The 23,377-nt window shown below is 60.9% G+C and carries 24 protein-coding genes and 1 pseudogene; 17 read left to right on the forward strand and 8 right to left on the reverse strand.

Annotation, left to right across the window (positions count from 1 at the left end; genetic code table 11):
* Positions 1 to 1,545: hypothetical protein (locus QZY44_RS28800; RefSeq protein ID WP_295456079.1), on the forward strand; the 1,545-nt coding region annotated here is incomplete at its 5' end.
* Between the two features lie 20 nt (positions 1,546 to 1,565).
* Here QZY44_RS28800 and QZY44_RS28805 read toward each other — a convergent pair.
* From QZY44_RS28805 to QZY44_RS28830, 6 genes are all read right to left on the reverse strand, one after another.
* Positions 1,566 to 2,495, reverse strand: coding sequence for a class I SAM-dependent methyltransferase (locus tag QZY44_RS28805; RefSeq protein ID WP_295456080.1), 930 nt, complete (start codon positions 2,493 to 2,495; stop codon positions 1,566 to 1,568).
* A 2-nt stretch (positions 2,496 to 2,497) separates the two neighbouring features.
* Positions 2,498 to 4,462, reverse strand: a complete 1,965-nt coding sequence (locus QZY44_RS28810; RefSeq protein ID WP_295456081.1) for an NAD-dependent epimerase/dehydratase family protein — start codon at positions 4,460 to 4,462, stop codon at positions 2,498 to 2,500.
* 2 nt (positions 4,463 to 4,464) lie between these two features.
* On the reverse strand, positions 4,465 to 5,352 hold the full coding sequence (locus tag QZY44_RS28815; RefSeq protein WP_295456082.1) for a hypothetical protein: 888 nt from the start codon (positions 5,350 to 5,352) through the stop codon (positions 4,465 to 4,467).
* Positions 5,352 to 6,152 (reverse strand): 1-deoxy-D-xylulose-5-phosphate synthase N-terminal domain-containing protein, encoded by an 801-nt coding sequence (locus QZY44_RS28820; RefSeq protein WP_295456083.1) that lies wholly within the window; start codon positions 6,150 to 6,152, stop codon positions 5,352 to 5,354. Before QZY44_RS28820 ends, QZY44_RS28815 begins: the two co-directional genes overlap by 1 nt.
* A 176-nt stretch (positions 6,153 to 6,328) precedes the next feature.
* A complete protein-coding gene (locus QZY44_RS28825; RefSeq protein ID WP_295456084.1) occupies positions 6,329 to 7,798 on the reverse strand; it encodes a glycosyl hydrolase family 57 in 1,470 nt (489 codons plus the stop codon).
* Between the two features lie 180 nt (positions 7,799 to 7,978).
* Positions 7,979 to 9,328 carry a glycoside hydrolase family 57 gene (locus QZY44_RS28830; protein ID WP_295456085.1) on the reverse strand — a complete coding sequence of 450 codons (1,350 nt, stop codon included), beginning with the start codon at positions 9,326 to 9,328 and terminating at the stop codon, positions 7,979 to 7,981.
* 288 nt (positions 9,329 to 9,616) lie between these two features.
* Here QZY44_RS28830 and QZY44_RS28835 point away from each other — a divergent pair, with 288 nt between their 5' ends.
* The 12 genes and pseudogenes from QZY44_RS28835 to QZY44_RS28890 all read left to right on the forward strand — a co-directional run bounded on the left by QZY44_RS28835 (position 9,617) and on the right by QZY44_RS28890 (position 20,380).
* Positions 9,617 to 10,090, forward strand: a complete 474-nt coding sequence (locus QZY44_RS28835; protein ID WP_295456086.1) for a DUF2934 domain-containing protein — start codon at positions 9,617 to 9,619, stop codon at positions 10,088 to 10,090.
* 36 nt (positions 10,091 to 10,126) lie between these two features.
* Positions 10,127 to 10,696, forward strand: a complete 570-nt coding sequence (locus QZY44_RS28840) for a LemA family protein (protein ID WP_295456087.1) — start codon at positions 10,127 to 10,129, stop codon at positions 10,694 to 10,696.
* Positions 10,697 to 10,720: 24 nt separating this feature from the next.
* Positions 10,721 to 11,635, forward strand: coding sequence for a GIDE domain-containing protein (locus QZY44_RS28845; protein ID WP_295456088.1), 915 nt, complete (start codon positions 10,721 to 10,723; stop codon positions 11,633 to 11,635).
* 53 nt (positions 11,636 to 11,688) lie between these two features.
* Entirely contained in the window at positions 11,689 to 12,825 is a 1,137-nt protein-coding gene (gene mnmA / locus QZY44_RS28850; protein WP_295456089.1) for a tRNA 2-thiouridine(34) synthase MnmA, read from the forward strand.
* A gap of 167 nt (positions 12,826 to 12,992) precedes the next feature.
* Positions 12,993 to 13,658 (forward strand): high frequency lysogenization protein HflD, encoded by a 666-nt coding sequence (gene hflD / locus QZY44_RS28855; protein ID WP_295456090.1) that lies wholly within the window; start codon positions 12,993 to 12,995, stop codon positions 13,656 to 13,658.
* A gap of 114 nt (positions 13,659 to 13,772) precedes the next feature.
* Entirely contained in the window at positions 13,773 to 14,024 is a 252-nt protein-coding gene (locus QZY44_RS28860) for a hypothetical protein (protein WP_295456091.1), read from the forward strand.
* Positions 13,996 to 14,418 (forward strand): PIN domain-containing protein, encoded by a 423-nt coding sequence (locus QZY44_RS28865; protein WP_295456092.1) that lies wholly within the window; start codon positions 13,996 to 13,998, stop codon positions 14,416 to 14,418. The genes QZY44_RS28860 and QZY44_RS28865 overlap by 29 nt, the downstream gene beginning before the upstream one ends.
* Before the next feature lie 26 nt (positions 14,419 to 14,444).
* Positions 14,445 to 17,072: pseudogene (metH, locus tag QZY44_RS28870) on the forward strand (methionine synthase); the annotation flags it as partial.
* Between the two features lie 134 nt (positions 17,073 to 17,206).
* Complete coding sequence (locus tag QZY44_RS28875; RefSeq protein WP_295456093.1) at positions 17,207 to 17,821, forward strand: Uma2 family endonuclease; 615 nt, start codon at positions 17,207 to 17,209, stop codon at positions 17,819 to 17,821.
* A gap of 207 nt (positions 17,822 to 18,028) precedes the next feature.
* Positions 18,029 to 18,274, forward strand: coding sequence for a DUF262 domain-containing protein (locus QZY44_RS28880; RefSeq protein ID WP_295456094.1), 246 nt, complete (start codon positions 18,029 to 18,031; stop codon positions 18,272 to 18,274).
* The gene (locus tag QZY44_RS28885) at positions 18,252 to 19,982 is read left to right on the forward strand and encodes a DUF262 domain-containing protein (protein ID WP_295456095.1); all 1,731 of its coding nucleotides are present in this window, start codon (positions 18,252 to 18,254) and stop codon (positions 19,980 to 19,982) included. The genes QZY44_RS28880 and QZY44_RS28885 overlap by 23 nt, the downstream gene beginning before the upstream one ends.
* Positions 19,983 to 20,164: 182 nt before the next feature.
* Entirely contained in the window at positions 20,165 to 20,380 is a 216-nt protein-coding gene (locus tag QZY44_RS28890) for a type II toxin-antitoxin system HicB family antitoxin (protein ID WP_295456096.1), read from the forward strand.
* Positions 20,381 to 20,425: 45 nt separating this feature from the next.
* Here the strand turns inward: QZY44_RS28890 and QZY44_RS28895 are convergent, their stop codons facing one another.
* Together QZY44_RS28895 and QZY44_RS28900 are read right to left on the reverse strand one after the other, a co-directional pair.
* Complete coding sequence (locus tag QZY44_RS28895; RefSeq protein WP_295456097.1) at positions 20,426 to 20,710, reverse strand: type II toxin-antitoxin system RelE/ParE family toxin; 285 nt, start codon at positions 20,708 to 20,710, stop codon at positions 20,426 to 20,428.
* Positions 20,691 to 20,933: a ribbon-helix-helix protein, CopG family gene (locus QZY44_RS28900; RefSeq protein WP_295456098.1), complete on the reverse strand. Its 243-nt coding sequence runs from the start codon at positions 20,931 to 20,933 to the stop codon at positions 20,691 to 20,693. Before QZY44_RS28900 ends, QZY44_RS28895 begins: the two co-directional genes overlap by 20 nt.
* 206 nt (positions 20,934 to 21,139) lie before the next feature.
* On the opposite strand from QZY44_RS28900, the gene QZY44_RS28905 reads away from it, so the two are divergent.
* From QZY44_RS28905 to QZY44_RS28920, 4 genes are read left to right on the forward strand one after another with little or no spacing between them, the layout of a single operon-like run.
* Positions 21,140 to 21,634 (forward strand): 6-carboxytetrahydropterin synthase, encoded by a 495-nt coding sequence (locus QZY44_RS28905; RefSeq protein WP_295456099.1) that lies wholly within the window; start codon positions 21,140 to 21,142, stop codon positions 21,632 to 21,634.
* A complete protein-coding gene (locus QZY44_RS28910; RefSeq protein WP_295456100.1) occupies positions 21,631 to 22,332 on the forward strand; it encodes an SDR family oxidoreductase in 702 nt (233 codons plus the stop codon). The genes QZY44_RS28905 and QZY44_RS28910 overlap by 4 nt, the downstream gene beginning before the upstream one ends.
* A 2-nt stretch (positions 22,333 to 22,334) precedes the next feature.
* On the forward strand, positions 22,335 to 23,099 hold the full coding sequence (locus tag QZY44_RS28915) for an SDR family oxidoreductase (RefSeq protein ID WP_295456101.1): 765 nt from the start codon (positions 22,335 to 22,337) through the stop codon (positions 23,097 to 23,099).
* A 20-nt stretch (positions 23,100 to 23,119) separates the two neighbouring features.
* Complete coding sequence (locus QZY44_RS28920; RefSeq protein WP_295456102.1) at positions 23,120 to 23,314, forward strand: hypothetical protein; 195 nt, start codon at positions 23,120 to 23,122, stop codon at positions 23,312 to 23,314.
* Positions 23,315 to 23,377 lie beyond the last annotated feature (63 nt).

Raw genomic sequence — 23,377 nt, forward strand, 5'->3', positions numbered from 1 at the left:
GGCATCCTCTATGTCACTGCCAAATTGTCTCTTTTAGTAGAAACTATTGGGGCAGATGAGTATTCTGAGTATTGGTCTAGCCTGATCCACATGGGGCCGATTTTTGAGCCGGCAGTCACCGCCTACCTGAGCAAGTCGGCAGTCGCAGTCAATCTGCTTTCACAGTACGGAGGAATCGTAGAATTTGCCAGGCCATTCTTGGGAGCGGCGTCTGGCGACCCAATTGGGCTCTTCTGGTTTGCGTTCTTCGCACTGGCGACCAGCATGCTGTGTATATGGCTGGCGGCCCGCCGACTTCTCTCGGGCAATAGCACACTGGCGCTGATCACCACGGCGGGCGTGATCTACCTCACTGGCATGAAGTCACAGCAATTCGCCTGCTTTCAATGCACGAATTTCCGTTGGTTCTGGCCTAGCCTGTTTCTGCTCTTTGCCTCATTCAACATACACCAACGACCTGGTTGGCGCTGGCTACCCTATTTGCTTTTCCCAATTGCGATCTATTGGAATCCAGAAACCGGACTTGCTGCTTTAGCGGCCTGGCTAGGCTGGCAATTAATCGCCAACCTAGGGTCGCTTGTTACCGGCCAAATCCAACTGCATTGGGCTAGCACGATCACAGCTGCTTTTCTTAGAGGTGCGCTGAGCTTTGTTGCGGGCGTTTCACTTCTTGTTTCTTACCTCTATTACAAATCCAACGCTATACCAGATTTTTCTTTGCTCTTCCAGTACGCACGCGACTTTTACCAGCTAGGATTTGGCATGATCGCTATGCCGGCGTTTCATTTATGGAATATCTACGTACTGCTCGCCATTACACTATTTTCTAGCGCAATTCAACATTACCTGACTTCTCCCGAGCGCACTAACCAGGCAGCCTCGCAAAATTGCGACTTTATTGTATTTTCAACTCTACTCTTCGGGTTGCTTTTTGCCTATTACCAAGGTCGAAGTCACTACACCTGCCTGCTGAGCATTTCCTATCCACTCGGCTTGGCCCTGATTGCCTGGCTGGGCACGGGATCGCCAACATCCGATTCGGGCAAGCACTTACCATCCCTTCGTATGCCGCAACAAGGCCTGCTGCTTGCGGTACTCAGCCTCTCTGCGGCAGCCTTTGCAATCACTCCGTACTATTTGCCAACGGCCGCTGCTTGGTATAGACAGGATGACCACGAGGGCAAGCGGGCACTCATCGCATTTATCCAGCGCACAGCAGACGGCAAACGACCGCTGTTCATTTCCTTCAGCGCATGGCGCCTAGCCTTGCTGTCTCGGCAGAGCGCAGGGGCGACGATCACCCCATTAGCGGCTATGTTCCGACGCAATCAGTTAAACGCCTATGTTGATCTCCTCAAAGAACCCGATGTCGCTGTATATTACGACAAAACTACCAATAAAATCTTCGAAGCTGATCCAGATTTTGCGTGGGGACCGCCCTTGCTAAATGAGTTAAGCAACCATTTCAACCTAAAGAATGCGCCGGACGCTGACACATTTAATGGAGATCAAGGACACCTCATTCGCTTAAGACCTCAACGGTAGCCAGCGGTCGATCCACATGCTCACCTGCCTCGCGTCGCGGGCTTGACGGCTGTGACGAGCATATTACCGACTCGGAAGGGCATTTCGGTGTAGGACAGCCCGAGTTTGTCCAACAGCCGATGCGCACGTTCCTTGAACCCGGAAGGCAGCGGCGCCAAGCGCAGCCAATAGCGTAGCGGGTAGGCATTCGTAAGCCCCTGCACAGCGATTGACGTAAGGCCGGACTGGACGAGCAGAGTGCGTAGTGAACGGGGACTGAACAGCTGAAGATGCTCCACGTCGATGATCGGCGAGCGTAAGCCAAGGACGCGATTGAGCGGCGCACGCCAATTGTGAACCACCAGCGCCAGCATGCCGCCGGGCTCCAAAAGTCCGTAAGCCGTTCTGACGAAGTCGCCCGGGGATTCCAGGTGTTCCAGCGTCATAAACGAACAAATCAGAGAGACCGTAACATCGGGCAGTAACGCCGGCGAAAACATACCTTCGCGCAGCATCGGCCGCACGCTCTCTGCCGCTGCCGCAATGGCAGCGCGCGAGGGCTCAACGCCGATCACTGGCCGGAAGCCGCATTCGCCCAGCCAGGGCAACAGCGGCCCGCTACCGGCCCCCACATCCACCGCGGCATTACGCCCGGCAAGCCGCGCGACATAGGGGGTCAGCGCCCTCGCATAGCTGCGTGCCGCGGCTTGCGCTTCGGGGGCTGAGTCGTAGCCCGCCCCCGCATACACTGCCGACAGAACATCGGTGGTCGGTGGCGTTGGGGCGTAAACAAGATCACATTCCGTGCAGCGCACCAAACGCAGACACATGAACTCCGGCGACTTACGCGAGGCATAGGTAAAGTTGCTGATCTTGAGTGGGTCGATACGCTCTTCCGCGAATGGCCGGTAGGACCGTCCACCGCATACCGGACAGGCCCGCTCCGCTCTGGTAAGATTATTTTTTTGCATCGCTAACGGAGTCGCCGGTGCTCAGCTGGCCGCACTTCGCCGCGGACAATGATGCTATGGCGAATAAAGGCCGGACGCGCCTTGGTCTCCTCCATGATCTTGCCAATATACTCGCCGAGCAAGCCAATGCCAAGAATAGTGAAAGAGCCAAAAAACATCACCAATAGTGACAAGAAAGTTATCCCCTTGGGTACGGATTCAGGCGCCAGTACGCGCAGCAGGATGGCGTATAGCGCCAGGCCCACCGTAGCGATGCTCGCGATGGTGCCCAGCGCCGTGAGCATATTGAGTGGGGCACGCGAAAAAGAAAAGATGCCCTTTTTCGCCCAACCGATGTTTTTCGCCCAGTTGTTGGTGCTCACGCCGAACATGCGCTCCGGTCGTGCATAGTCCACGCCGACTTGCTTGAAGCCGACGTAGGCCCGCAGTCCGCGCAGAAACGCGTCACGCTCCTGACACTGCAGTATCCAATAAACCACCGAGCGATCCATCAGCGAAAAATCACCGGCGTCCTTCGGCATCGGCACTTCACTCAACGCGGCGAATAGCCAGTAGAACCCTCGGTAGAACACCTCAAGCAACATTGGCATTTCGCGCTTAATGCGTCGTCCGTAGATAACGTCGGCCCCCTTTCGCCATTCATCGACAAAGCTAGCGATCAGTTCCGGGGGATCCTGCAGATCGCCGTCCAAGAGCACGCAAGCCTCCTTAGTAGCGAGCTCCATGCCACTGCGGAAAGCTGACTGAGAACCGAAGTTACGGGTGTGCGTGACACCGATCACATGAGGATCATGCGCACTGATTTGCCTGATTACCTCGGCAGACTCATCCGGGGAACAATCATTAACGAAAATAATCTCATAATCCAGCCCCACTCGATTGAAAACGGCGATCAGGCGTTCGTACATAATGGGGATTGCTTGCGCATCCCGGTAACAGGCAACAATCGCGGCGACCGAGTTTTTTTGCCTGGTCGGTTGCTCTTTCTTGGTCAGCCGTGAGAAGTCGGCAGTTGCCAGGTAGCGTTGCCACCAATCTCGGGTGTTAACCAGGCCCTCATGAAGCCCGATCTTTGCCGTCCAGCCGAGGAGATCGCGAGCCCGTTGCGGGTTGGCGTACCAGTGATCGACATCCCACGCGCGGCCGGCACTCGGGGTGAATTGGGGCTCGGCTGGGACAGCAAAAAGCTGCTTGGCCAATGTCGCGAGAGCAAGCAGAGAAGTTGGAATGCCTGTTCCGATATTCAGGGACTCGCCCGCAAGCTCCGGGGACATTCGCAACGCCGCATCCGCAAAGGCGGTAATGACGTCGTCGATATGGATAAAATCCCTGGTCACTTCGGCACGGGCGAATATCGGAAGCTCCCCGTGCAAACTTCGCTCACACAGGACCGGGATCAGACGCGAACTGTCCTCAAAAGGTCCATAGACGGAGTACAAGCGCAAGTTGACCACCGGCACACCACGCGTTTTCCCATAATAGGTGATCGCGTGGCTGGTGGCCGCCTTGCTGACCGCATAGTGGCTATTTGGAACCAACATCGCGGTTTCCGCCGGGGCAGAGGCATTCAGCCCGTACTCTGACGAGCTGCCGGCATGAATATAGGCAGACACATCGAGATCGGCAACCTGCTCCATCACGCGAATGAAGCTGAGATAGTTAGTCGAGTGTATCCGGTCAATTTCCTGCTCGAACGAATAGGCGCCGAACGATGAGCAGTCAAATATCGTCTTGGGCCGCACCCGCTGGAATGTGGACTGAACGCTGACCGCATCCTGAAGATTAAGAAACGCGATATGGACTGCTGGGATCTCATTAATCCGCCACGAATCCCCCGAGAACACAGTACCAACAACATCCTCGCGGCAACCAAGACACCGGCGCAGCAGGTTCGCGCCGACGAAACCGCTCGCACCTATTATCAGCACCGGACCGTGAAGACTCGCTAGCTTGTCGTCAATGTTCATCTCTATCTACCAGCAACCATGGCGCGAATCCCTTCGCCATCAAGACCACATTCGGCACGATGAAACGCTTGTGACCCGAAGCGACCCGTCGGATATCGGAGTGCATACCGGTGAACAAAGGTCGCAACCTTGACGCCCCCCGAAGCCATAGCAAGAGCGACATGCATTCCCAAGCCCCCGGAGGCCACATGCTCTTCCGCCACAAACAGGCTGCCATCCTCCACCTGAGCCCAGAACGCGCTGGGAATCTCATTGTGATTGAATTCGGTCACCGCCCAGACAGCAGGCCTGCGGTCAACCGCTACATCCAGCAATGCCTGCCACGCCACACCGGCCAAGGGACCCAACACCGCCAGGGCTCCCCGCTTTCCATTCAGCACCTCTCGCCAGGAGGAATATGGGGGAACGTCTGCGCACTGGGGACGCGCATCATAGCCCAGCCGAAGATAGGTTGGCACAGACAAGCCAGTGAGCATCGCTGGTATATCTTCATTAAATGCGGGGACCAGGACGCGAACACCTAGAGCATTCATCGCTGCGCAATCCTCAAGCGCATGGTGCGTTGGACCCATATGCCCATACGCATAGCCCCCACCGTTACCGACCAGACAAACCGGGAGATTAGCCAGACAAAGATCATTGCGAATTTGCTCGAACGGACGAGCATAGCAAAATGGTGCAATGCTATAGGCAAAAACCTTGAAGCCCTCGCGCGCCAGGCCAGCTGCTACGCCAATCATGTTTTGCTCAGAAACGCCGGCATTAATAAAACGACGCCCAAATGCCGCTTGCACTTCTTCAAGCGCCATGAAGCCTAGGTCACCGGTCAGGAAAATCGTGGTTTCGTCGCTGCACTGTGAAACCACGGCGACCGCAAAAGCGCGCCTCATCAGCATGCCTCCGTGCCAATTCGGGAGCAAGCGTCTTCATATTGCTCATCGGAAAGCGGGAGATAATGCGACTCCATCATCCCCGCGAAATGTAACCCTTTCCCTTTGATGGTGTCCAAGATTACAATATTTGGCTTGTTCGGCGTTCTATTTTTCAGCGACTCGCTAATTTCGGACCAGGCGTGTCCATTAATTCGTTGCACCTGCGCACCAAAAGACGAGATTCTACCGGTCAAGTCGCCGCAAGATATGATCTCTTCAGTCTTTCCGAACCCCTGTAAGTGATTTTGATCAATGAGTATTGTCAAATTATCCAACTTATGGTGGACAGCAAAGATGAGGGCCTCCCAGCAACTGCCTTCTTGCCATTCACCGTCTGAACACAGACAGTAAATCTGGCGCTCTGATGCTTGGTATTTTGCCGCCAAGGCCAATCCCGCGGCAAGCGACGGGCCATGCCCCAGTGAACCGGTGGCAAAGAGAACGTCCGGGACTCCGGTGCCACTCGGATGGCCTGGGAGCAAGGTATTGTCCTGGCAAAAGGTAGTCAGGTCGGCATCCGTGAGTTGACCAAGACTCCACAGCGTGACATAGAGCGCCCCGGCCGAATGCCCTTTGGACAGGACGAAGCGGTCGCGGGGGGTTCGAACCAGATGGTAAAGCGTCATCAATGCATCGAGGCATGAGACATTGCCACCCACATGACCAAGATTCGACTCATGATGCATTTTCAAGAGCCTGAGCTTGGCCAGCCTCAGCGATTCATCGAATTGGAAACTGGACGAAGAGAGACTACCCATTAGACTCATCCAAAATAGGCATCAATAATCCGGCAGCGCGCCACGGTTGCGCTTGCAGGTCCCAACCGACGCTGAGCATCGCGCCGGCATCCTGCCGCACCTGGCCGGACTGTCCGCAAGGCTGACCGCGGCGAGTTGCCGCTCCCACCACCGGGGGGAGTGGCGGCGGGCTGGGGCTAGCCGAAGTCATGGCGGATGATATCCTGCACGCGGCGGCAGATCTCGCGGCCATAGTCGGTCCACTGGCCCTGGCCCCAGTAACGGAAACAACTGGTCTGGGAGGCCATCAGGTGGAAGAGTGCATTGCGGTAGTGGAGGGAGTCGGTGGGGATGCCGGGCTTCAGAACCTTCTCGAAGAATAACGCGCTTGCCTCCTCCATGGGACCCAAGACATTGTCGTAGCCCTGAACCCAGGACAGATTGCTGGTCCAGCTGCCGCCCTCCATGTGAAAGCGTCCGTCCTCCTGTTTCAACTCGGCGATCACCTTGGCCAGAACCTCGGGGCCATCGCCGGGCTTCATTCGCGCCCAGATTCGGTCGTGGAAGAGCGGCGCCACGGCGGGGAAGTCGGTTTCTTTGAGGCCCAGCGCGGCGAGGTGTTCGAGGTACTCGCTGGCGTTCATCATCGGCACGTCGGTATGGCTGGCCAGGTGAGCCACCTCCATGAACTTGCCCGGAAACTCATTCATCATCACGCCGCCATTCTCACCGTCCGCAATCTGGGTTACCAGGGGCGGAATGGAATGGCCGGCCAGTTCCACGCGCTGGAGCCCCTGGGCCTCGTACCAGGGCTGCATCTGCGCCACCAGCTTAGTGTCCGACCCCTGGGTCTTGATGATGGCGATAATGCTCGCGGTCTCACCCTGGGAATTGGTGCAGACCAGCCGGTGGGGGATATGGGGACGCTCCAGGTTGCGGCCATTGCTGACCTGTTGCACCGTGTGTTCCTGAATCAATACCCATTGGAAGCCGCAATCGACCAGGGTCTTGACGAATGAATAGGCCAGGTCCGGATGATTGGGCAGAGCCATCTCCGACGGGGAGAAGCCGCGCACCCGCTCCAAGGCCTCCCAACCGAAGATCGCGGCGAAGTGGTGCTGGAAGGCGCGCACGTGCAACCGGAAGTCCTGCTCGGGGGTCGAGGGCGCCACCGCGTGACCCCAGGGCATACCGAGCCACTCGGTGGTCCAGTTGTAGTCCGGGTTGCAGGTGATGGTCTTGAGTGCGTCGATGACGTGGTGCTCACCCATCTTGCGCAACCCGTGGAGCAGGGTGCCGGAGTATTCCAGCATGACCCGGGGCGACTTGCCCTCGCCGACCAATTGCGGAATGAACTCGCCCATCCGGCGGTAGCACCAGACGAAGGCCGGGGCATTGTAGTTATCACCGATCCCCTGGTTTTCCATCATGTATTGGAGGTTGCTGATCAGGGCGGCGGACTGCAGGTCGTGCCCGCCGGCCGGGATCAGCGGCTGGTGCTGATGCAGCGCAATGGCGGCAGCGGCCCTGACCTGGCCGATGTCGAGGCCACCCCGGGCGGCGAACAACGGCTTGGCCGCCGCAGCGGCAATGACCGCGGCGACCTGGGCCTCCTGACCGCTGATGTTGGGTACGTCTCCGATGTATTCAGGCAATGGGTTCGACAAGACAGGCTCCGGTAGGTACCCCCGGCATCACGGGGGCTGTAAACGAATGGGGCGGTAGCGCTACGCGCAACACCGCCGGTTGGTAATTGGACGGGATTGACAGGATGGAAGAACCAACAGATTCGCTGATTAATCATCCTGTAAATCCTGCGACATCCTGTGAATCCTGTCGATTTAGCCTCAGCCTGGCAGGATGTCGGATGGAAGTTGCTGCACCGCTGCCGCGACAGGAATTGATGAACTTGCTTCGGCGGCGACGCCAGGTGGCGCGGCAGCGGATTCGTCCCCCGGCACGGTCGGCCCTTGCGCCACGCCTTGATCCAGCGGGGGCACCGGCTTGGGCGGCGCGGCCAACGGCACCTCAATGCCGATCCGCGCCAGCACCTCCCGGGTAGCCCGCAGGTCCAATTCGGCCCGCGGCACCCAGTCCTCACCCCAATACAGATTGCAGCTCGTTTCGGCGCGCAGCAGGTGCCAGAGTGCGTCGTCAAGTGCCGCCTGGTGACTCTCGCTAGCCCCCTGCTCACCCGCAGACCAGCGGGCGTCGTGTATCACCTTGCTGGTGCGCGCGAACACCCCGAACACCTCCCGCTGGGCCGCTGAGCCGGTCCACTGGGTGAAGTCACGACCGTGGTGCCAGCCGGTATTCCAGGCGCCGGTGCGGACCCTGACCTCGCCGTGAACACCGTGGACGTTCAGATAGTCGGAGATGAAGGTCGGGGAGATACCGGCGGTGCCGGCGCGCACGCGCGCCAGCAACGGCAGATAGAAGGCACTCCAGAAATTGGCGCCCTCGGTCACGTTGCGAAACCAACCGCCGTTCTCCCCGTCGGTGCAGGTGGTCACCAGTGGCGGAAAGTCGCACCACTTGGTCCGCTCGGCAACCTCGTTGAGGAACCAGTCCAACTCCATGCCCGACTCCTGAGCGTCCGAGAGGTCACGGTCGCGGACGATCACGGTAATCGTGTCGTCTCCGTAGCTTGCCAGGTGGGGGCGGTAGCGCAACTCCTGCCAGCTCATGTCGGTCACCGGCTCGACATGCTCGCTGTCGACCAGCACATAGCGATAACCGCAGGCACGCAGGAGCGGGATCAACTCCATTGAGAAACCCATCTCAGGCGGCCAAAACCCCTGAAAGCGCGGGCGCCACAGAAGGTGCTGGGCGATGCCAAGCCAGCGCCGCAAATGCTCCTGGCGGTCCGCCGCCGGGATCAGGGGCAACACCGGGTGGTAGTAACCGGTGCCCAGAATCTCAAACAGGTCCTGGTTCTGGAAGTGCCACAGCAGCGCGCCGCAGTCCACGATACCATAAACCTGTTGCTGAAAATCGGGGTCCGAGAGGGTCTCGAGCAAGGTGCCGGAGAGCGACAGATGGACCCGGGCCAGCGCCTCGTGGCCCCACAGTACACGCGGGATACGATCCATGGCGAACAGGATCTCCTTGGCCTCCCAGGTCTGGTGCTCCAGCAAGTGCTGGAGGTTACCTGGCGGCTGATGGAGATTGAGCACGAGTGCATGGTGGGCAATCATCGTTTGAACCCCGGCAGGCTGAGTTGGGCTGCCAGGATAACAAAGCAGGCGCACGGCACACAGCAAAAGCCAACCCCGGCGCGCGCCGGCCCGCGGCCGCAACGCGACGGTAACCGCGTGGCAGCCCCCCCCGGACCAGACCGACAGGGGCTCAGGCGCTATGCCAAGAAGACTTGTAGTTTATGGACCTGCCAGCGAGAATCGCCACTCAATCAACCCCGACCCCGCCCGGCGCGGGTCTGGATCGACCGCCGACCGGCGGCACTTTCAACGAGGTGAGCGAGCGACATGGCTGACAACAAGAGCGTAACCAAGAAAACGGCCGACAAGCCGGCCGCCCCCACCGACACGCCCAGCGGGGCGACCCCGCCCCCTAAGACGACCGCGGCGAAACCGAGCAGCGCGCGCCCCGCGGCGGCGCCGGCTCAGACCAAAGCGGCCGCTGCTGCGGCTGCCGCGAAGGCGTCAGCGGCCGCGGCACCACCAGCACCGCCGACGGCGACCAAGAAAGTGGTCGCGAAGAAGGCCGCACCGGGGGCCCCCAAGGCCAACCATAAGCGCCCCGTGGAAGAGCCATCGATCAGCGTCCAAGACCTGGCCACCGTGGCGCCGGAACAGCGCCTGGACATGATCCGCGAGGCCGCCTACTTCCGGGCTGAGAAGCGCGGCTTCACGGGCGGGAGCGATGCCGATGACTGGGCCGCCGCCGAGCGTGAAATCGACGAACTGCTGGCCAAGGCGAGACAGATTTACGGGGGCTGAGGCCGGCCCATCCCCGATCGCCTTGCGGAGACCCCCATGGGAATCACCACCCTGATCGTTCTCGCCCTGCTCTTGGTGACGGCCGTCTACACGATTCAGATCTACAACAACCTGGTGCGGCTCAAGCACGCCGTGGCCCGTGCCTGGTCCAACATCGACGTGTCGCTAAAGCAGCGACACGACGAACTCCCCAAGCTGGTGGAGGTCTGCAAGCAGTACATGGCCTACGAGCGCGAGACCCTGGAGCGGGTGGTGCGCGCCCGCGCCGCCGTGGCGCAGGCGCGCCGGGACCTTGACCTGCGCGCGCTGGGGGCGGCCGAGACCGACCTGCGCGCAGGGCTCGGTCAATTGTTCGCGCTCGCCGAAAATTACCCGGATCTCAAGGCCAACGAGGGCTTCCGGCAACTGTCGCAGCGCATCTCACACCTGGAGGACACCATCGCCGACCGCCGTGAGTTGTACAACGACAGCGTCAACCTGCACAACGTCCGCATCGAGCAGTTCCCGGACCTGGTGGTCGCCCGGTTCATGAACGCCCGGCCCTGCGACCTGCTGGAGTTCGCGCAGGAGCGCGCGGATGTGGATATCAAGACGCTGTTCGGTTGACGCGCCCGCAGAGGGGGCCTGGCAATGGCATCGCAGGGCATAAGGTCCATCATACTCGGACTGGACCCGGTGCCATTCTGGTTCCTGTTCACTGCCATGGTGGCCGGCGCGCGTTTCCTGCTGTACAAGGGTACCCAGGCGTTTTGGCGGCTGCGCACCATGACTGACACCCCCACCGCCCGTATCCAGTCTGCGGCCCAGGGGTATGTGGAGTTGTCGGGCCTCGCCCGCCCCCACCTGGGACAGGTCGCGGGACCGCTGACCGGACAGCCCTGCCTCTGGTACCGTTACCGTGTCGAAAAACAGGGTGGCGAGGGCAGTAAGGGCTGGAAGACCGTCGACAACGGCCAGTCCACCAAACCCTTGCTGCTCGATGACGGCACTGGGCAGTGCATCCTCGACCCGGGCGGTGCCGATATCAGCCCGCGCCGCGTGGAGCGCTGGAGCGGATACGCTCGCGACCCCAGAATCACCACACCGAGCAAATGGTACCAGACCAAGCGCTATCGCTATGTCGAAGAACGGATCGAGGACGGCGAACCGCTCTACTGCCTGGGCCGCTTCGAGACGCCGCTGCGCGGCCCCGCCGAGCGCGAGCGGTTAAGCCGCGCCCTGCTCAAGATCTGGAAGCAGGACCCGGCGCGCCTGGCCCGCTTCGACACGGACGGCGACGGCACCATCGGCATGCAGGAGTGGGAGCAGGCGCGTCGCGAGGCCGGCGCTCTGGCCGAGCGCGCCGAGGGCGAGCGCCGGCTCATCCCGGTGCTCGCCCACCTGACGGCTACCGGCGACGAACGCCAGCCCTTCGTGATTTCCACCTATGCCGCGGAAGAACTCGCCGCTACGCTACGTTGGCACACCCTGTGGTTTAACCTGGCCTTCGTCGTGGTGGCGGTGGCGGCGGCTGCGAGCGCGCTGGCGCGGTTTGGCGCCCGCTGATCCTCGCCAGTGGACGCATCCCCAGTTAACGCAAATGAAAGAAAAGAAATCATATGATCATTCTGCCCCAACCACGGATGCGGCCACCCGCCCCCGGCGACCGGGTCATGGTGGGGCTCTCCGGCGGGGTCGACTCCGCGGTGGCCGCCCACCGGTTGATCGCCCAGGGCTACCAGGTTGAGGCCCTGTTCATGAAGAACTGGGAGGAGGACGACGAACCCGGCTATTGCGCCGCCGCCCAGGACCTGCGGGATGCGACCGCCGTGGCGCAACGCCTCGGCATCGGGTTGCGCACGGTCAACTTTGCCACCGAGTATTGGGACCAGGTGTTCGAGTATTTCCTGGAGGAGTACCGGGCACTGCGCACCCCCAACCCGGACGTGCTGTGCAACCGCGAGATCAAGTTCCGCGCCTTCCTGGACCATGCGCTGGGGCTGGGTGCCGACTGGATCGCCACCGGTCACTATGCCCGGGTCACCCGCGAGCCCGACGGTTGCCGGCTGCGGCTGTGCGCCGACCCGAACAAGGACCAGACCTATTTTCTCTACCTGCTGGACCAGGCCCAACTGAGCCACGCGCTCTTTCCGCTGGCCGACCTCACCAAGCCCGAGGTCCGCACCATCGCCCGCGGGCTTGGTCTGCCCAACGCCGAAAAGCGCGACAGCACCGGAATTTGCTTCATCGGCGAGCGCCGCTTCCGCGACTTCATCGCCCGCTACCTACCGCGGGAACCGGGGCCGATCGAGACCCCGGAGCGTCAGCGCCTAGGTGAGCACCAGGGGCTCGCCTATTACACCATCGGCCAGCGTCAAGGGCTGGGGGTCGGCGGAGTCATCGGCGCGACGGATGCGCCCTGGTTCGTCGCCGCCAAGGACCCAAGCCGCAACACACTGATCCTGGTCCAAGGGGGCGACCACCCGCTGCTGAGTTCCCGCTGCCTCGCCGCCGATCGCCTGCACTGGATCGGTGCCGTCCCGCCCGGCCCCCTGCCCTGGCGCTGTCAGGCGCGGTTGCGGCATCGCCAACCCTTGCAGGCGTGCGAAATCACCGCCGTCAGCGCTGAGACGTGTGAGGTACGTTTCGCCGAGCCCCAGCGGGCCGTGGCCCCCGGACAGTCCGTAGTCTTCTACGCCGCCGATGCCTGCCTGGGCGGCGCGACGGTGGACCGGGCCTGGAACCACCAAGTGTAGTTGCGACTGTAGGTGCGACTTAAGTCGCACCTACAGCCTATCCGACTGTGCATCTTTGCGTGGGCAAATCCCAAGTTTCGCGGTGACTCTTGCGGGGCACGCCCGGGGCATGGCTGGTATCCTGTGAGGGTCTTAAGAAACCTTTCCGTAACAGGAGCCCCAGGCCTATGGCCCATGACGACCAGGACCGCGTAACCGCACTCGCCGGCATCTATCAGGCCGTCGCCTGTGTGATGCGCATCGCCCGCAGCGGGAGCGCCGACACCGCCACCATGGAGCCCTGCATCTACAGCCTGTTCCAGATCGACGCGGCCAACGTCGCGGCGGTCTACGGCCCGCCCGGGGCGATGGCCAACGGGGCGCGCCAGCTCGTCGCTCAACTCACCGGCCAACCCAAGCGTGACTTGGAGCTGACCCGTTATGTGGTCTCGGTCATCCGACTGGAACGCAAACTGTCCGCCCGGCCGGACCTGATGGAGCAGATCGGCCGGGGGATCGCCGCGGCCGACGCCCTGCGCGCGCGCGGCCCATTGCTGGACCCCGAGCTCCTCGGGCGGTTCGCCGACCTCTACAGCGAGAACTTAAGCCCGCTGACACCGCGCATCCTGGTGCGCGGCGCCTCCCACCACCTGCGCAACGCCGACAATCAGGTACGCATCCGCGCCATGCTGCTGGCCGCCATCCGCTCCGCCATGCTGTGGCGCCAGCTCGGCGGCACGCGCTGGCAGATTCTGCTCGGGCACAAGCGGCTGCTCGCGGAGGCGCGCCGCTACCTGGATCTGGCGAGTCACCGGCCACCGGCGGACGCCGGACCGCGCGGCGATGCGCAGTGAGCCGGCAACTCCGCCAGCCTCTCCGACCGGTCGCGCCGGACGCCGCCCCGCAAAAAGCGTAATGCCCGACTCCCGTGCTACACTGATCTCGTGTGGACATCAGAGACTTCATCCATGAACCTGACCGTGACGATCGAAGAAGACACGCTGAAACGGGCACGGATGCGCGCGCTGGCCGACAACACCTCGGTGAATGCGGTGGTGCGGGATTTCCTCGAACGGTATGCACAGACCCAGACGCCCTACGCCGAAGCCACCGCCACCCTGCTCGCCATCTCGGACGAGGCCGACTCCGGCTCCGGACCTGAGGGCCGCACCTGGACCCGCGAAGAGATTTATGATCGCCCCGTATTTCGCCGACACTAATGTCCTGGTCTACGCCTATGACCTGGACGAACCGGTGAAGCGCAGTCGGGCGCGCTCGCTCATGGGCGACCTGGGGCTGCGCGGCGATTTGAGTATCAGCACCCAGGTACTCAAGGAGTTCTACTCGGTCACGACCCGCCGACTGCGTCGCCCACTGTCTGCCGACCAGGCGGCACGGGCGGTTGCGGCCTTGGCCGATTACCCGGTCGTGGTCGAGGATGTCGCGCTGATCCGGCGCGCCATCGCGCTATCCCACAGTGCCGCTATCGCCTTCTGGGACGCACTCATCGTCGAGGCCGCCCGCCGTGCCAAAGCCCGCATCCTCTATACCGAAGACCTTCAACACGGCCGTGATTTCGACGGCGTAACGGTCGACAACCCCTTCCGCGAGTAGCCATGACCACCCAATCCCGTCCCACGGCCACCTTCATCAACGTCGGCGAGCGTACCAACGTCACCGGCTCCGCCGTATTCAAGCGCCTGATCCTGGACGGCAAGTTCGATGCCGCCCTGGCCGTGGCACGCGCCCAGGTGGAAAGCGGCGCCCAGATCATCGACATCAACATGGATGAGGCGATGCTGGACTCCAAAGCGGCCATGACCCGCTTTCTGAATCTGATCGCCGCGGAACCGGACATCGCCCGGGTACCGATCATGATCGACTCATCCAAATGGGAGGTGATCGAGGCGGGACTCAAATGCGTCCAGGGTAAGGCCATCGTCAACTCCATCAGCATGAAGGAGGGTGAGGAGGTCTTTCGCGAGCACGCCCGCAAGTGCCTGCGCTATGGCGCGGCGGTGGTCGTGATGGCCTTCGACGAGCAAGGCCAGGCGGACACCCAGGAGCGCAAGTTTGCAATCTGCAAACGGGCCTATCGCATCCTGGTCGATGAGATCGGCTTCCCACCCGAGGACATCTGTTTCGATCCGAACATCTTTGCGGTCGCCACCGGGATCGATGAGCACAACAACTACGCGGTGGACTTCATCGAGGCGACGCGCCGGATCAAGGCCCACTTGCCCTATGCCAAGGTCTCGGGCGGGGTGTCCAATGTCTCGTTCTCATTCCGCGGCAACAACCCGGTGCGGGAGGCGATCCATTCGGTCTTCCTCTATCACGCCATCCGCGCCGGCATGGACATGGGCATCGTCAACGCCGGCCAGTTGGCCGTCTATGACGACCTGCCGGAGGAATTGCGAATGGCGGTCGAGGACGTCATCCTCAATCGCCGTCCGGACGCCACCGAGCGGCTGATCGACATCGCCCCCAAATATAAGGGCGACGGCTCCGGTGTCGAGAACAAACAGGACCTCTCATGGCGTGATGCACCGGTGGGCAAGCGCATCGAGCACGCACTGATCAAGGGCATCACCGATTTCATCGAGGCGGATACCGAGGAGGCCCGCCAGCTGCTCGGCCGGCCGATCAACGTCATCGAAGGCCCGCTGATGGACGGAATGAACGTGGTCGGCGACCTGTTCGGCGAGGGCAAGATGTTCCTGCCCCAGGTCGTGAAGTCCGCGCGGGTCATGAAGCGAGCCGTCGCCTATCTGGAACCCTACCTCGCGCAAGAGAAGAGCACGGGCCACGCCCAGGGCCGCATCCTGCTCGCCACCGTCAAGGGCGATGTCCACGACATCGGCAAGAACATCGTCGGCGTCGTCCTGCAATGCAACAACTATGCGGTGGAGGACATGGGCGTGATGGTCCCGGCGGACCGGATACTGGCCCGGGCGCGAGAGATCAATGCGGACATCATCGGACTCTCCGGGCTCATCACCCCGTCACTCGATGAGATGGTCCATGTCGCCCGCGAAATGCAACGCCAGGGATTCACGGTACCGCTCCTGATCGGCGGGGCGACCACCTCCAAGCTCCATACCGCGGTGAAGATCGCACCCCAATACGCGCACCCGGTGGTGCACGTGAAGGACGCCTCGCGCGCCGTCGGCGTGGCCGGCAGCCTGCTCTCCAAAGACCTGAAGGAGAACTACCTGGCCGGCATTCTCGCCGACTATGAAGAGGTCCGCGCGCGGCGCGCCGCCCGCGACGAGGCCCGCGACCTGATCCCGCTCGCCGCCGCCCAGGCCAATCCGGTCGCCATCGATTGGGCACACTATCAACCGCCGACGCCGGCGGAGCCCGGCATCCAGGTCTTCAAAAACATCCCGCTCCAAGAGATTGCCGCCTATATCGACTGGACCTTTTTCTTCCACGCCTGGCAGCTCAAGGGCCGCTTCCCCCAGATCCTGGACGACCCGGAAAAGGGTGAGGAGGCACGCAAACTCCACGCCGATGCGCTGGCGATGCTGCACCGTATTATTACCGAAGAATGGCTCGCGGCCCATGCCGTCATCGGGATCTTTCCGGCCAACGCGGTCGGGGACGATATCCTGGTCTATGAGGACGAGTCGCGCAGCGACACCCTGCTCACCTTCCACGGCCTGCGCAAGCAGGGCAAGCAGCCCGCGGGCCACGCCAACGACTGCCTGGCGGACTTTATCGCGCCGGTGGATAGCGGGATCCCCGACTATATCGGCGGCTTCGCCTGCACCGCGGGCGAGGGGATCGACGCCCACGTGAAGCGCTTCGAGGCCGAGCTCGACGACTATTCGGCCCTGATGCTCAAGGCGCTGGCCGACCGCCTGGCCGAGGCCCTGGCCGAGATGCTCCATCAGCGCGTGCGCACCCGCCACTGGCGTTATGCCGAGGACGAGCGACTGGCCGCCGACGCCCTGATCGACGAGCAATACCAGGGCATCCGCCCGGCGCTAGGCTACCCCGCCTGCCCGGACCACACCGAAAAGGACCTGCTCTGGCAATTGCTGGACGTGGAACGCCACACCGGTATCTGGCTCACCGAATCCAAGGCCATGGTCCCCACCGCGGCAGTCTCCGGGCTCTATTTCTCCCATCCGGACAGCCATTACTTCGCCGTCGGCAAGATCAACAAGGATCAGATCATCGACTATGCCGAGCGTAAAGGGATGACGGTCGCCGAGATTGAGCGCTGGCTGGGGCCCAATCTGGCCTATGACGTCGAATAACAGAGGAGCGATGTCGTTCCCACGCGCCGCGTGGGAATGCATCCCCACCGCGCCGCGGTGCGTGGATGGGCGCAGCGCGTCGCAAATGGGTTCCCACGCGGCGCGTGGGAACCAGGGAACACCGGAAGCCTGGCATGAGTACGACTAACACGATTCGTTCCGACTCGCCGACTGAACACTTTGACCAGCGGGTGTACCTGCACGGCATCCGCTGGCAGGACTACGAATCACTGCTCGCCATGCGCGGTGAGAGTAGCGGTACGCGCGTCACCTATCTCGATGGGGAACTGGAGCTGATGACGCCTTCGATCGACCATGAAGACCTGCGAACTCGACTCGGACGCTTACTCTTCGCCTATGCGGAAGAGACTGGCATCGAGTTGGAGGGGTTTGGGTCCTGGACCGTACGCAAGGAGGCCAAGGCGCGCGGAATCGAAGCAGACGAGTGCTTTGTCATGGGTCCGATCACCCGCCCCCCGGAGATTCCCGATCTGGCCTGCGAGGTCATCTGGACGTCCGGCGGCATCGACAAACTTGAGGTCTGCCGCGGCTTAGGCGTGCCCGAGGTCTGGTTCTGGAAGGATGGCGCCTTGCGCATCTATGTCCTTGAAGGCGATGCCTATACACAGTCCCAGCGCAGCCGACTCCTACCGAATTTAGACCCGGATTTGATCGTCCGCTTCATGGCCTATCCGAGTCAGACCCAGGCGGTGCGGGGGCTGCGGGCGGCGTTGCGGTCCGACGATTAACTCGTGGCCACAGCTAGGAATGTAAGGACCGGCGCGCCACAGCTATATCCCGTGTCGAGAGTTAGATACCGACTTACGGTAACGCCATTAGTTACGACGAAAAGACGATCTAAATCTGGCATGGCCTGATATTACGTCCCGGTGATCGCACCTCGGTTGTAAGGCTCGTCGCCTATCCAAACATCTACCACCGCAAAGGATGAAAAGATGGACAATCAATTACTCACGCTTTCGAAAATCTTCACCGAGCGGCTGTTTCGCATCCCCGACTACCAGCGCGGCTATGCATGGACAGAAAAACAGCTGAAGGACTTTTGGAATGACATCCAACAGCTTGAGTCTAACAACAATCATTACATCGGCGTTCTGACACTGGAGACTGTTTCTCGGGAAATATACCAACACTGGGATGATGATCTCTGGATAATAGATGCAAAGAGCTATCAGCCTTAATTTTGTCGTAGATGGCCAGCAACGCTTGACTACTGCAATCATACTGATTCAATCAATTTTGGAGCTAATCAAAGCAAAGGATAAGCTGAATTTTACCGATCGAGCAGACATCCAGCGTAGATTCATATTCGACTCAAAGGATGACGGAATTTCCCGCTCCTATGTATTTGGGTATGAGAAAGACAACCCAAGCTATGAGTTTCTGAAAACGAGGATATTCTGCGAGCGCTCGTCAAGTGCGATGACTCAAGAGACTATTTACACACAAAACCTCTCTAATGCAAAGAATTTTTTTGGGGAACGCCTAACGGCACTTCAACGGCCAGGCCTTGAGGTATTGTACAAGAAGGTCACGCAGCATCTGCTTCTTAATATTTTCACGATCACTGAAGATGTTGATGTTTGCGTAGCGTTTGAGACGATGAATAACAGAGGGAAACCGCTTTCGTATCTCGAGCTACTCAAGAACAGACTCATCTATCTCTCGCTAAAATTCGATGAGCCCGACTACGAGCGAAAGAAGCTTCGCGCAACAATAAACGATTGCTGGAAGGCAATCTATCATAACCTGGGACGAAATAAGGAGCAGCCGCTGGATGACGACCGGTTTTTGCAAACGCACTATGTAATTTATTTTGGGAAGAGTGTATTTGACGAAACAGCAGCTGATGAGGTCAATCGATTTCGAAGACTCTATCGAATCGATTACGCTGGCGATTTGCTTGAGAATCGCTTCGTCTCGCGAAATGTCATGTCCGATGCTTCCGTTGAAAGCCAGATCACCCTTTCCGGCGTTTATCAGTACGTCAACTCCCTGCAGGAAGCGGTGGAAATGTGGTATAAGATGTGGAACCCCTTTGATTCTGATTTCGGCCCCGAAATCCAACCCTGGCTGGATAAAATAAATCGCCTCAACATGCCCTTCTTTCAACCCTTAGTACTGGTATTCCTGCAGTCTGAGTCTTCTGACACGAGACGAATAGATTTTCTTCAGGCGATTGAACGTCAGTTGTTTATTCTTTCACCTATGCCTCGGCAATTTATGTCGCCGTTCCCCTACCTGGAGGATAGCTATAAGCTATTGATTGAGCTGAGAGGTGGAAAAGTGACCGCAGAAAAGGCAACAAAAACCATCTCCGACAAGACGGCTACGTTGCTAAGGAATAGCGAGTTCATGCGAAGCGTTTCCGCTAGGTTCCGAGCAGATGGATTTTATCGCTGGGATGGAATTCGCTACTTTCTTTTCGAGTATAACCTTGACTTACAGAAACGCTCCAAGACTGATAGGCCAAAAATTTACTGGCCTGAGTTCACGGAAGACAAAAATGATTTCTTATCGGTCGAACATATTTTCCCCCGTCAAGCACGTCACGAGTATTGGACTTCGCGCTTTACTGGACTTACTCAAAAGCAAAGAGACGCGCTTCGTGACTCACTTGGAAATCTGCTACCTTTATCGAAGCCCAAAAACTCTAGCCTTTCGAACAAACCGTTCCCTGACAAACTGGGCGATGCGCAAAATTCGCCTATCGGGTATAGATATGGCTGTTATGCCGAGAACGAGCTAGCCAAGGAACAGCAATGGACCCCCGCATCAATCTTGGCGCGAGGTCTTCGCATGCTAGCATTTATGGAAAAGCGATGGAACATTGAGATTGGAGATGAGAATCAGAAGAAAGCCATGCTTGGCCTCGACTTCATGAAGTGAGCAAGGTTACCCCGATCGCCCCTCAGAGAGCTTAAGAATAGACAAAGGCATTCTAGCGGGGCGTGGGCATGAAAGTAAAATCGGCAGCTAAAGGCAGACACCCGTGCAAGGAACGGGAATACGGCAAGAGCAAGCAGGTTCTCACGAAACCATAGCTTCAATGATCCTGGAACGCAACCACCATGCCCAGTGATTTCAACGTCGTGATCGAGCGCGACGTCGAAGGATACTTCGTTGCGTCTCTGCCGAGCCTCGCCGGATGCCATACCCAGGCCAAGTCGCTTGATGTGTTGATGGAGCGCATCCGCGAAGCAATTAAATTATGCCTGAAAGTCGAGCGAGACGAAACGCTGCCGCTTGACTTTGTCGGCCTCCAGAAAGTCAAGATTGCCGCGTGACTCACTTTTCCAGCCTAACTGGCAAGCGGACCAGCCCATCGCCGATTAGAGGCTATCAGGCCAGCGCATCGCGGCATGGAGCACGCGCAGGATCTCAAGGCTGCCTGAGCCGATACGATAGGCAACGATGTAGGGCGAGCCAGCGATCACCAACTCCCGGGTGCCCGGCACACGACCGCTGCGGCCTAGGTACGGGTGGTCGACAAGACGCTCCGCGGCATCCAGTATCCGCAGAACCATCCGCACGGCGGCCTGGGGATCGTCGACCTCAATGTCGGTCTCGATCCCGTCAAGGTCGCTGGCGGCGCGTCTAGTCCAGCGCAGCCGCAAGCTTGGCCTCCCAGTGCCGCCTCACCGACTGGTGCTCGATCAACTCACCGGCATCGGCCTGCGCGATCCCTTCGCGGGTCGCCGCCACCTGCCAGGCGTTGTGACTCAAGAACGCGACGACCGCCCGCTCGACCAAATCGGACTTGGTGCGCGCTGTGGCCTGTACCAGGGCATCGAGCGCTTGGTCGGTCTCATCGCTCAGACTCAGGGTCATGGTAGACATCGGTTGGGGTTCCGACAGGAGCAGGATTGATCTAGAGTGTAGCCCTTCAGGTACAGCGGTCAACACCACGCAACCCACGGCAGCAAGAAACTGAGCCCAATAGCCCGGTCCTCCAGTCGGATCCGCGTCCCGCCCGCCCTTTGATCCCACCGATTGCCCCACATCTACAAGGGCACAGCAACCACGCCCACCACCCGGAGTCCCCCGTGCCACCAGAGTCCCTGACCTGCATCGAGATCAGCAAGGAGTACCTGAACTTCAGCGCCGGGCACTTCACCATCTTCTCCGCCACCGAGCGGGAGAACCTGCACGGGCACAATTTCCAAGTCCGCTGTGCAGTGACTGCGGGAATCGGGCCAGACGGTCTGGCCTTCGACTATGTGCTGCTCAAACGGGTGCTGCGGGACCTGTGCGATGCACTCGACGAGCGGGTACTGCTCCCGGAACTCTCCCCCTATCTGGCCTTGGAGCACCAGGACGGGATGGTGGTCGCCCGCTTCGCCGACGAACGCATCCCCTTCCTGGCCCGCGACTGCCTGGAGCTACCGATCCGCAACGTCACCATTGAGGAACTGGCTGGCCTGTTGGTCATACGCCTCCGGGCGCGGCCGGAACTCACGGGCCTTGATCTGCGGGCGCTGGAGATCGGGGTCTCATCCAGCCCCGGACAATGGGCCTTTTCGCATTGGGAGTCCGCATGAACCTCTTGATCGTCACCGGCGCCAGCTCCGGCATCGGGCGTGCCATCGCCGCCCGCTTTGCGTTGGATGGCTACCAGGTCATCAACATCTCCCGCCACCCCTGCCCCGCACCAGGCGTGGAGAACATCCACTGCGACCTGGCGACCCCGGACGCGGCGGATGGACTCGGGAGCGAACTGGCGCCCTGGCTGGAGCGGGCCGACCGGGTGTGCCTGGTGCATAACGCCTCGGCCATGCACCGCAACCGGGTCGACAACCTGGCGGACGCCGACCTGCGTGCCACCCTGGAGCTCAACCTGGTCGCCCCCAACGCACTGAACCGGATCGCCATCCCGCACCTGAAACCCGGGTCCAGCATCCTGTATATCGGCAGCACCCTGGCCGAGAAGGCGGTCCCCGGGGTCGCCGGCTATGTCATCGCCAAGCACGCACTGGTCGGCCTGATGCGCGCCACCTGCCAGGACCTGGCCGGGCGTGGCATCCACACCTGCATGGTCTGCCCGGGGTTCACGGACACCCCGCAGATCCGTGCACTGATCGGCGACAACGCGGACACCCTGGCCGCGATCACCGGTCTGTCGGCCTTCGATCGGCTGATCGAACCGCAGGAGATCGCCGCCGCGGTCGCCTTCGCCGCCAGCGCCCCGGTACTCAACGGCGCCCTGATCCACGCCAACCTGGGGCAACGGGAACGATGAGCATGGATTCGCCAATCGGTCCGCGCGTCGTCTGCATCAGCGGCGGCACCTCAGGCATCGGTGCCGCGCTGGTCGCCGCATTCCTCGCGACCGGCGAGCGGGTCTATACCTTCGGTCGCAACGCCGAGCGGGTGGCCCGGCTCGCGCAGCGGCACGCGGACGCCGTCGCGGCCGGGAACCTGGCCGTCACGGTCGCCGACGTGACCGACGACGCCTTTCGCGCCGAACTGGCCACGCGGATCGGCACCGAGTGCGGACGGCTGGATTGCCTGGTCAACAACGCCGGGATCATCCGCGGGGGCGGCTGCCTGGAAGAGAGCCTCGCGGACTGGCGCGCGACCCTGGAGACCAACCTGATCGCCCCCTTCGCGCTCACCCAGGTCTGCGCCCCACTGCTGCGGCGCAGCCCGGCGCCGGCGGTCATCAATATCTCATCCGCCTGCGCGCAGCACCCCTTCGTCACCTGCGGCTCCACCAGTTACTCGGTCAGCAAGGCCGGGCTCGACATGCTGACGCGGCGGCTGGCCCTCGCACTCGGGCCCGAGGGCATCCGCGTCAACGGCGTCGCGCCCGGTGTCGTGCCCTCGGAGATGTGGGGGGACGCCACCGGGCTGATCGATGACATCGTGAGCCATCGGCACGTCCTGCAACACCGGGTGGTAGACCCGGACGATGTGGCCCGCGCGGTGCTGTTTCTCGCCTCCGCGCAGGCGCGGGTGGTGACCGGGACCATCCTCAATGTGGATGCGGGGTATACGCTGGGGTGAGGCACGGCAGAGCGCCGCCGATGCACCGAGGGCACGGGGTCCGGTCTGCTGATCGGTGGCTGAGCGCTCAAGTCCCCACCCGGGAGCTGAGTCTCGCGGTTCTGACGGCCGGGCGGGTCGCCGAGCTGCTCGCCGCCGGGCCGCCCCCCGCGCCGGTTGAGCCCAGCGGCATCAAGGAGAGCGCAGACCTGCTGGAACCCCAATTACGGGGATAGCTGGTACGTGGCACCGGATACCTGCGGGCATCATTTGCCCGGCCCCCTGGACCGGGGGTCTTG

Source organism: uncultured Thiodictyon sp., from assembly GCA_903837595.1.
Classification (GTDB): Bacteria; Pseudomonadota; Gammaproteobacteria; order Chromatiales; family Chromatiaceae; genus Thiodictyon.

Bases quoted from the DNA above. Each gene is read 5' to 3' on its own strand.
- QZY44_RS28875 (WP_295456093.1), top strand. From the start codon at position 17,207: ATGAGTACGACTAACACGATTCGTTCCGACTCGCCGACTGAACACTTT.
- QZY44_RS28890 (WP_295456096.1), top strand. From the start codon at position 20,165: ATGCCCAGTGATTTCAACGTCGTGATCGAGCGCGACGTCGAAGGATAC.
- QZY44_RS28805 (WP_295456080.1), bottom strand. From the start codon at position 2,495: ATGCAAAAAAATAATCTTACCAGAGCGGAGCGGGCCTGTCCGGTATGC.
- QZY44_RS28815 (WP_295456082.1), bottom strand. From the start codon at position 5,352: ATGAGGCGCGCTTTTGCGGTCGCCGTGGTTTCACAGTGCAGCGACGAA.
- QZY44_RS28820 (WP_295456083.1), bottom strand. From the start codon at position 6,152: ATGGGTAGTCTCTCTTCGTCCAGTTTCCAATTCGATGAATCGCTGAGG.
- QZY44_RS28860 (WP_295456091.1), top strand. From the start codon at position 13,773: ATGAACCTGACCGTGACGATCGAAGAAGACACGCTGAAACGGGCACGG.
- QZY44_RS28830 (WP_295456085.1), bottom strand. From the start codon at position 9,328: ATGATTGCCCACCATGCACTCGTGCTCAATCTCCATCAGCCGCCAGGT.
- QZY44_RS28810 (WP_295456081.1), bottom strand. From the start codon at position 4,462: ATGAACATTGACGACAAGCTAGCGAGTCTTCACGGTCCGGTGCTGATA.
- QZY44_RS28840 (WP_295456087.1), top strand. From the start codon at position 10,127: ATGGGAATCACCACCCTGATCGTTCTCGCCCTGCTCTTGGTGACGGCC.
- hflD (WP_295456090.1), top strand. From the start codon at position 12,993: ATGGCCCATGACGACCAGGACCGCGTAACCGCACTCGCCGGCATCTAT.
- QZY44_RS28900 (WP_295456098.1), bottom strand. From the start codon at position 20,933: ATGTCTACCATGACCCTGAGTCTGAGCGATGAGACCGACCAAGCGCTC.
- QZY44_RS28835 (WP_295456086.1), top strand. From the start codon at position 9,617: ATGGCTGACAACAAGAGCGTAACCAAGAAAACGGCCGACAAGCCGGCC.
- QZY44_RS28865 (WP_295456092.1), top strand. From the start codon at position 13,996: ATGATCGCCCCGTATTTCGCCGACACTAATGTCCTGGTCTACGCCTAT.
- QZY44_RS28880 (WP_295456094.1), top strand. From the start codon at position 18,029: ATGGACAATCAATTACTCACGCTTTCGAAAATCTTCACCGAGCGGCTG.
- QZY44_RS28885 (WP_295456095.1), top strand. From the start codon at position 18,252: ATGCAAAGAGCTATCAGCCTTAATTTTGTCGTAGATGGCCAGCAACGC.
- mnmA (WP_295456089.1), top strand. From the start codon at position 11,689: ATGATCATTCTGCCCCAACCACGGATGCGGCCACCCGCCCCCGGCGAC.
- QZY44_RS28910 (WP_295456100.1), top strand. From the start codon at position 21,631: ATGAACCTCTTGATCGTCACCGGCGCCAGCTCCGGCATCGGGCGTGCC.
- QZY44_RS28915 (WP_295456101.1), top strand. From the start codon at position 22,335: ATGGATTCGCCAATCGGTCCGCGCGTCGTCTGCATCAGCGGCGGCACC.
- QZY44_RS28845 (WP_295456088.1), top strand. From the start codon at position 10,721: ATGGCATCGCAGGGCATAAGGTCCATCATACTCGGACTGGACCCGGTG.
- QZY44_RS28920 (WP_295456102.1), top strand. From the start codon at position 23,120: ATGCACCGAGGGCACGGGGTCCGGTCTGCTGATCGGTGGCTGAGCGCT.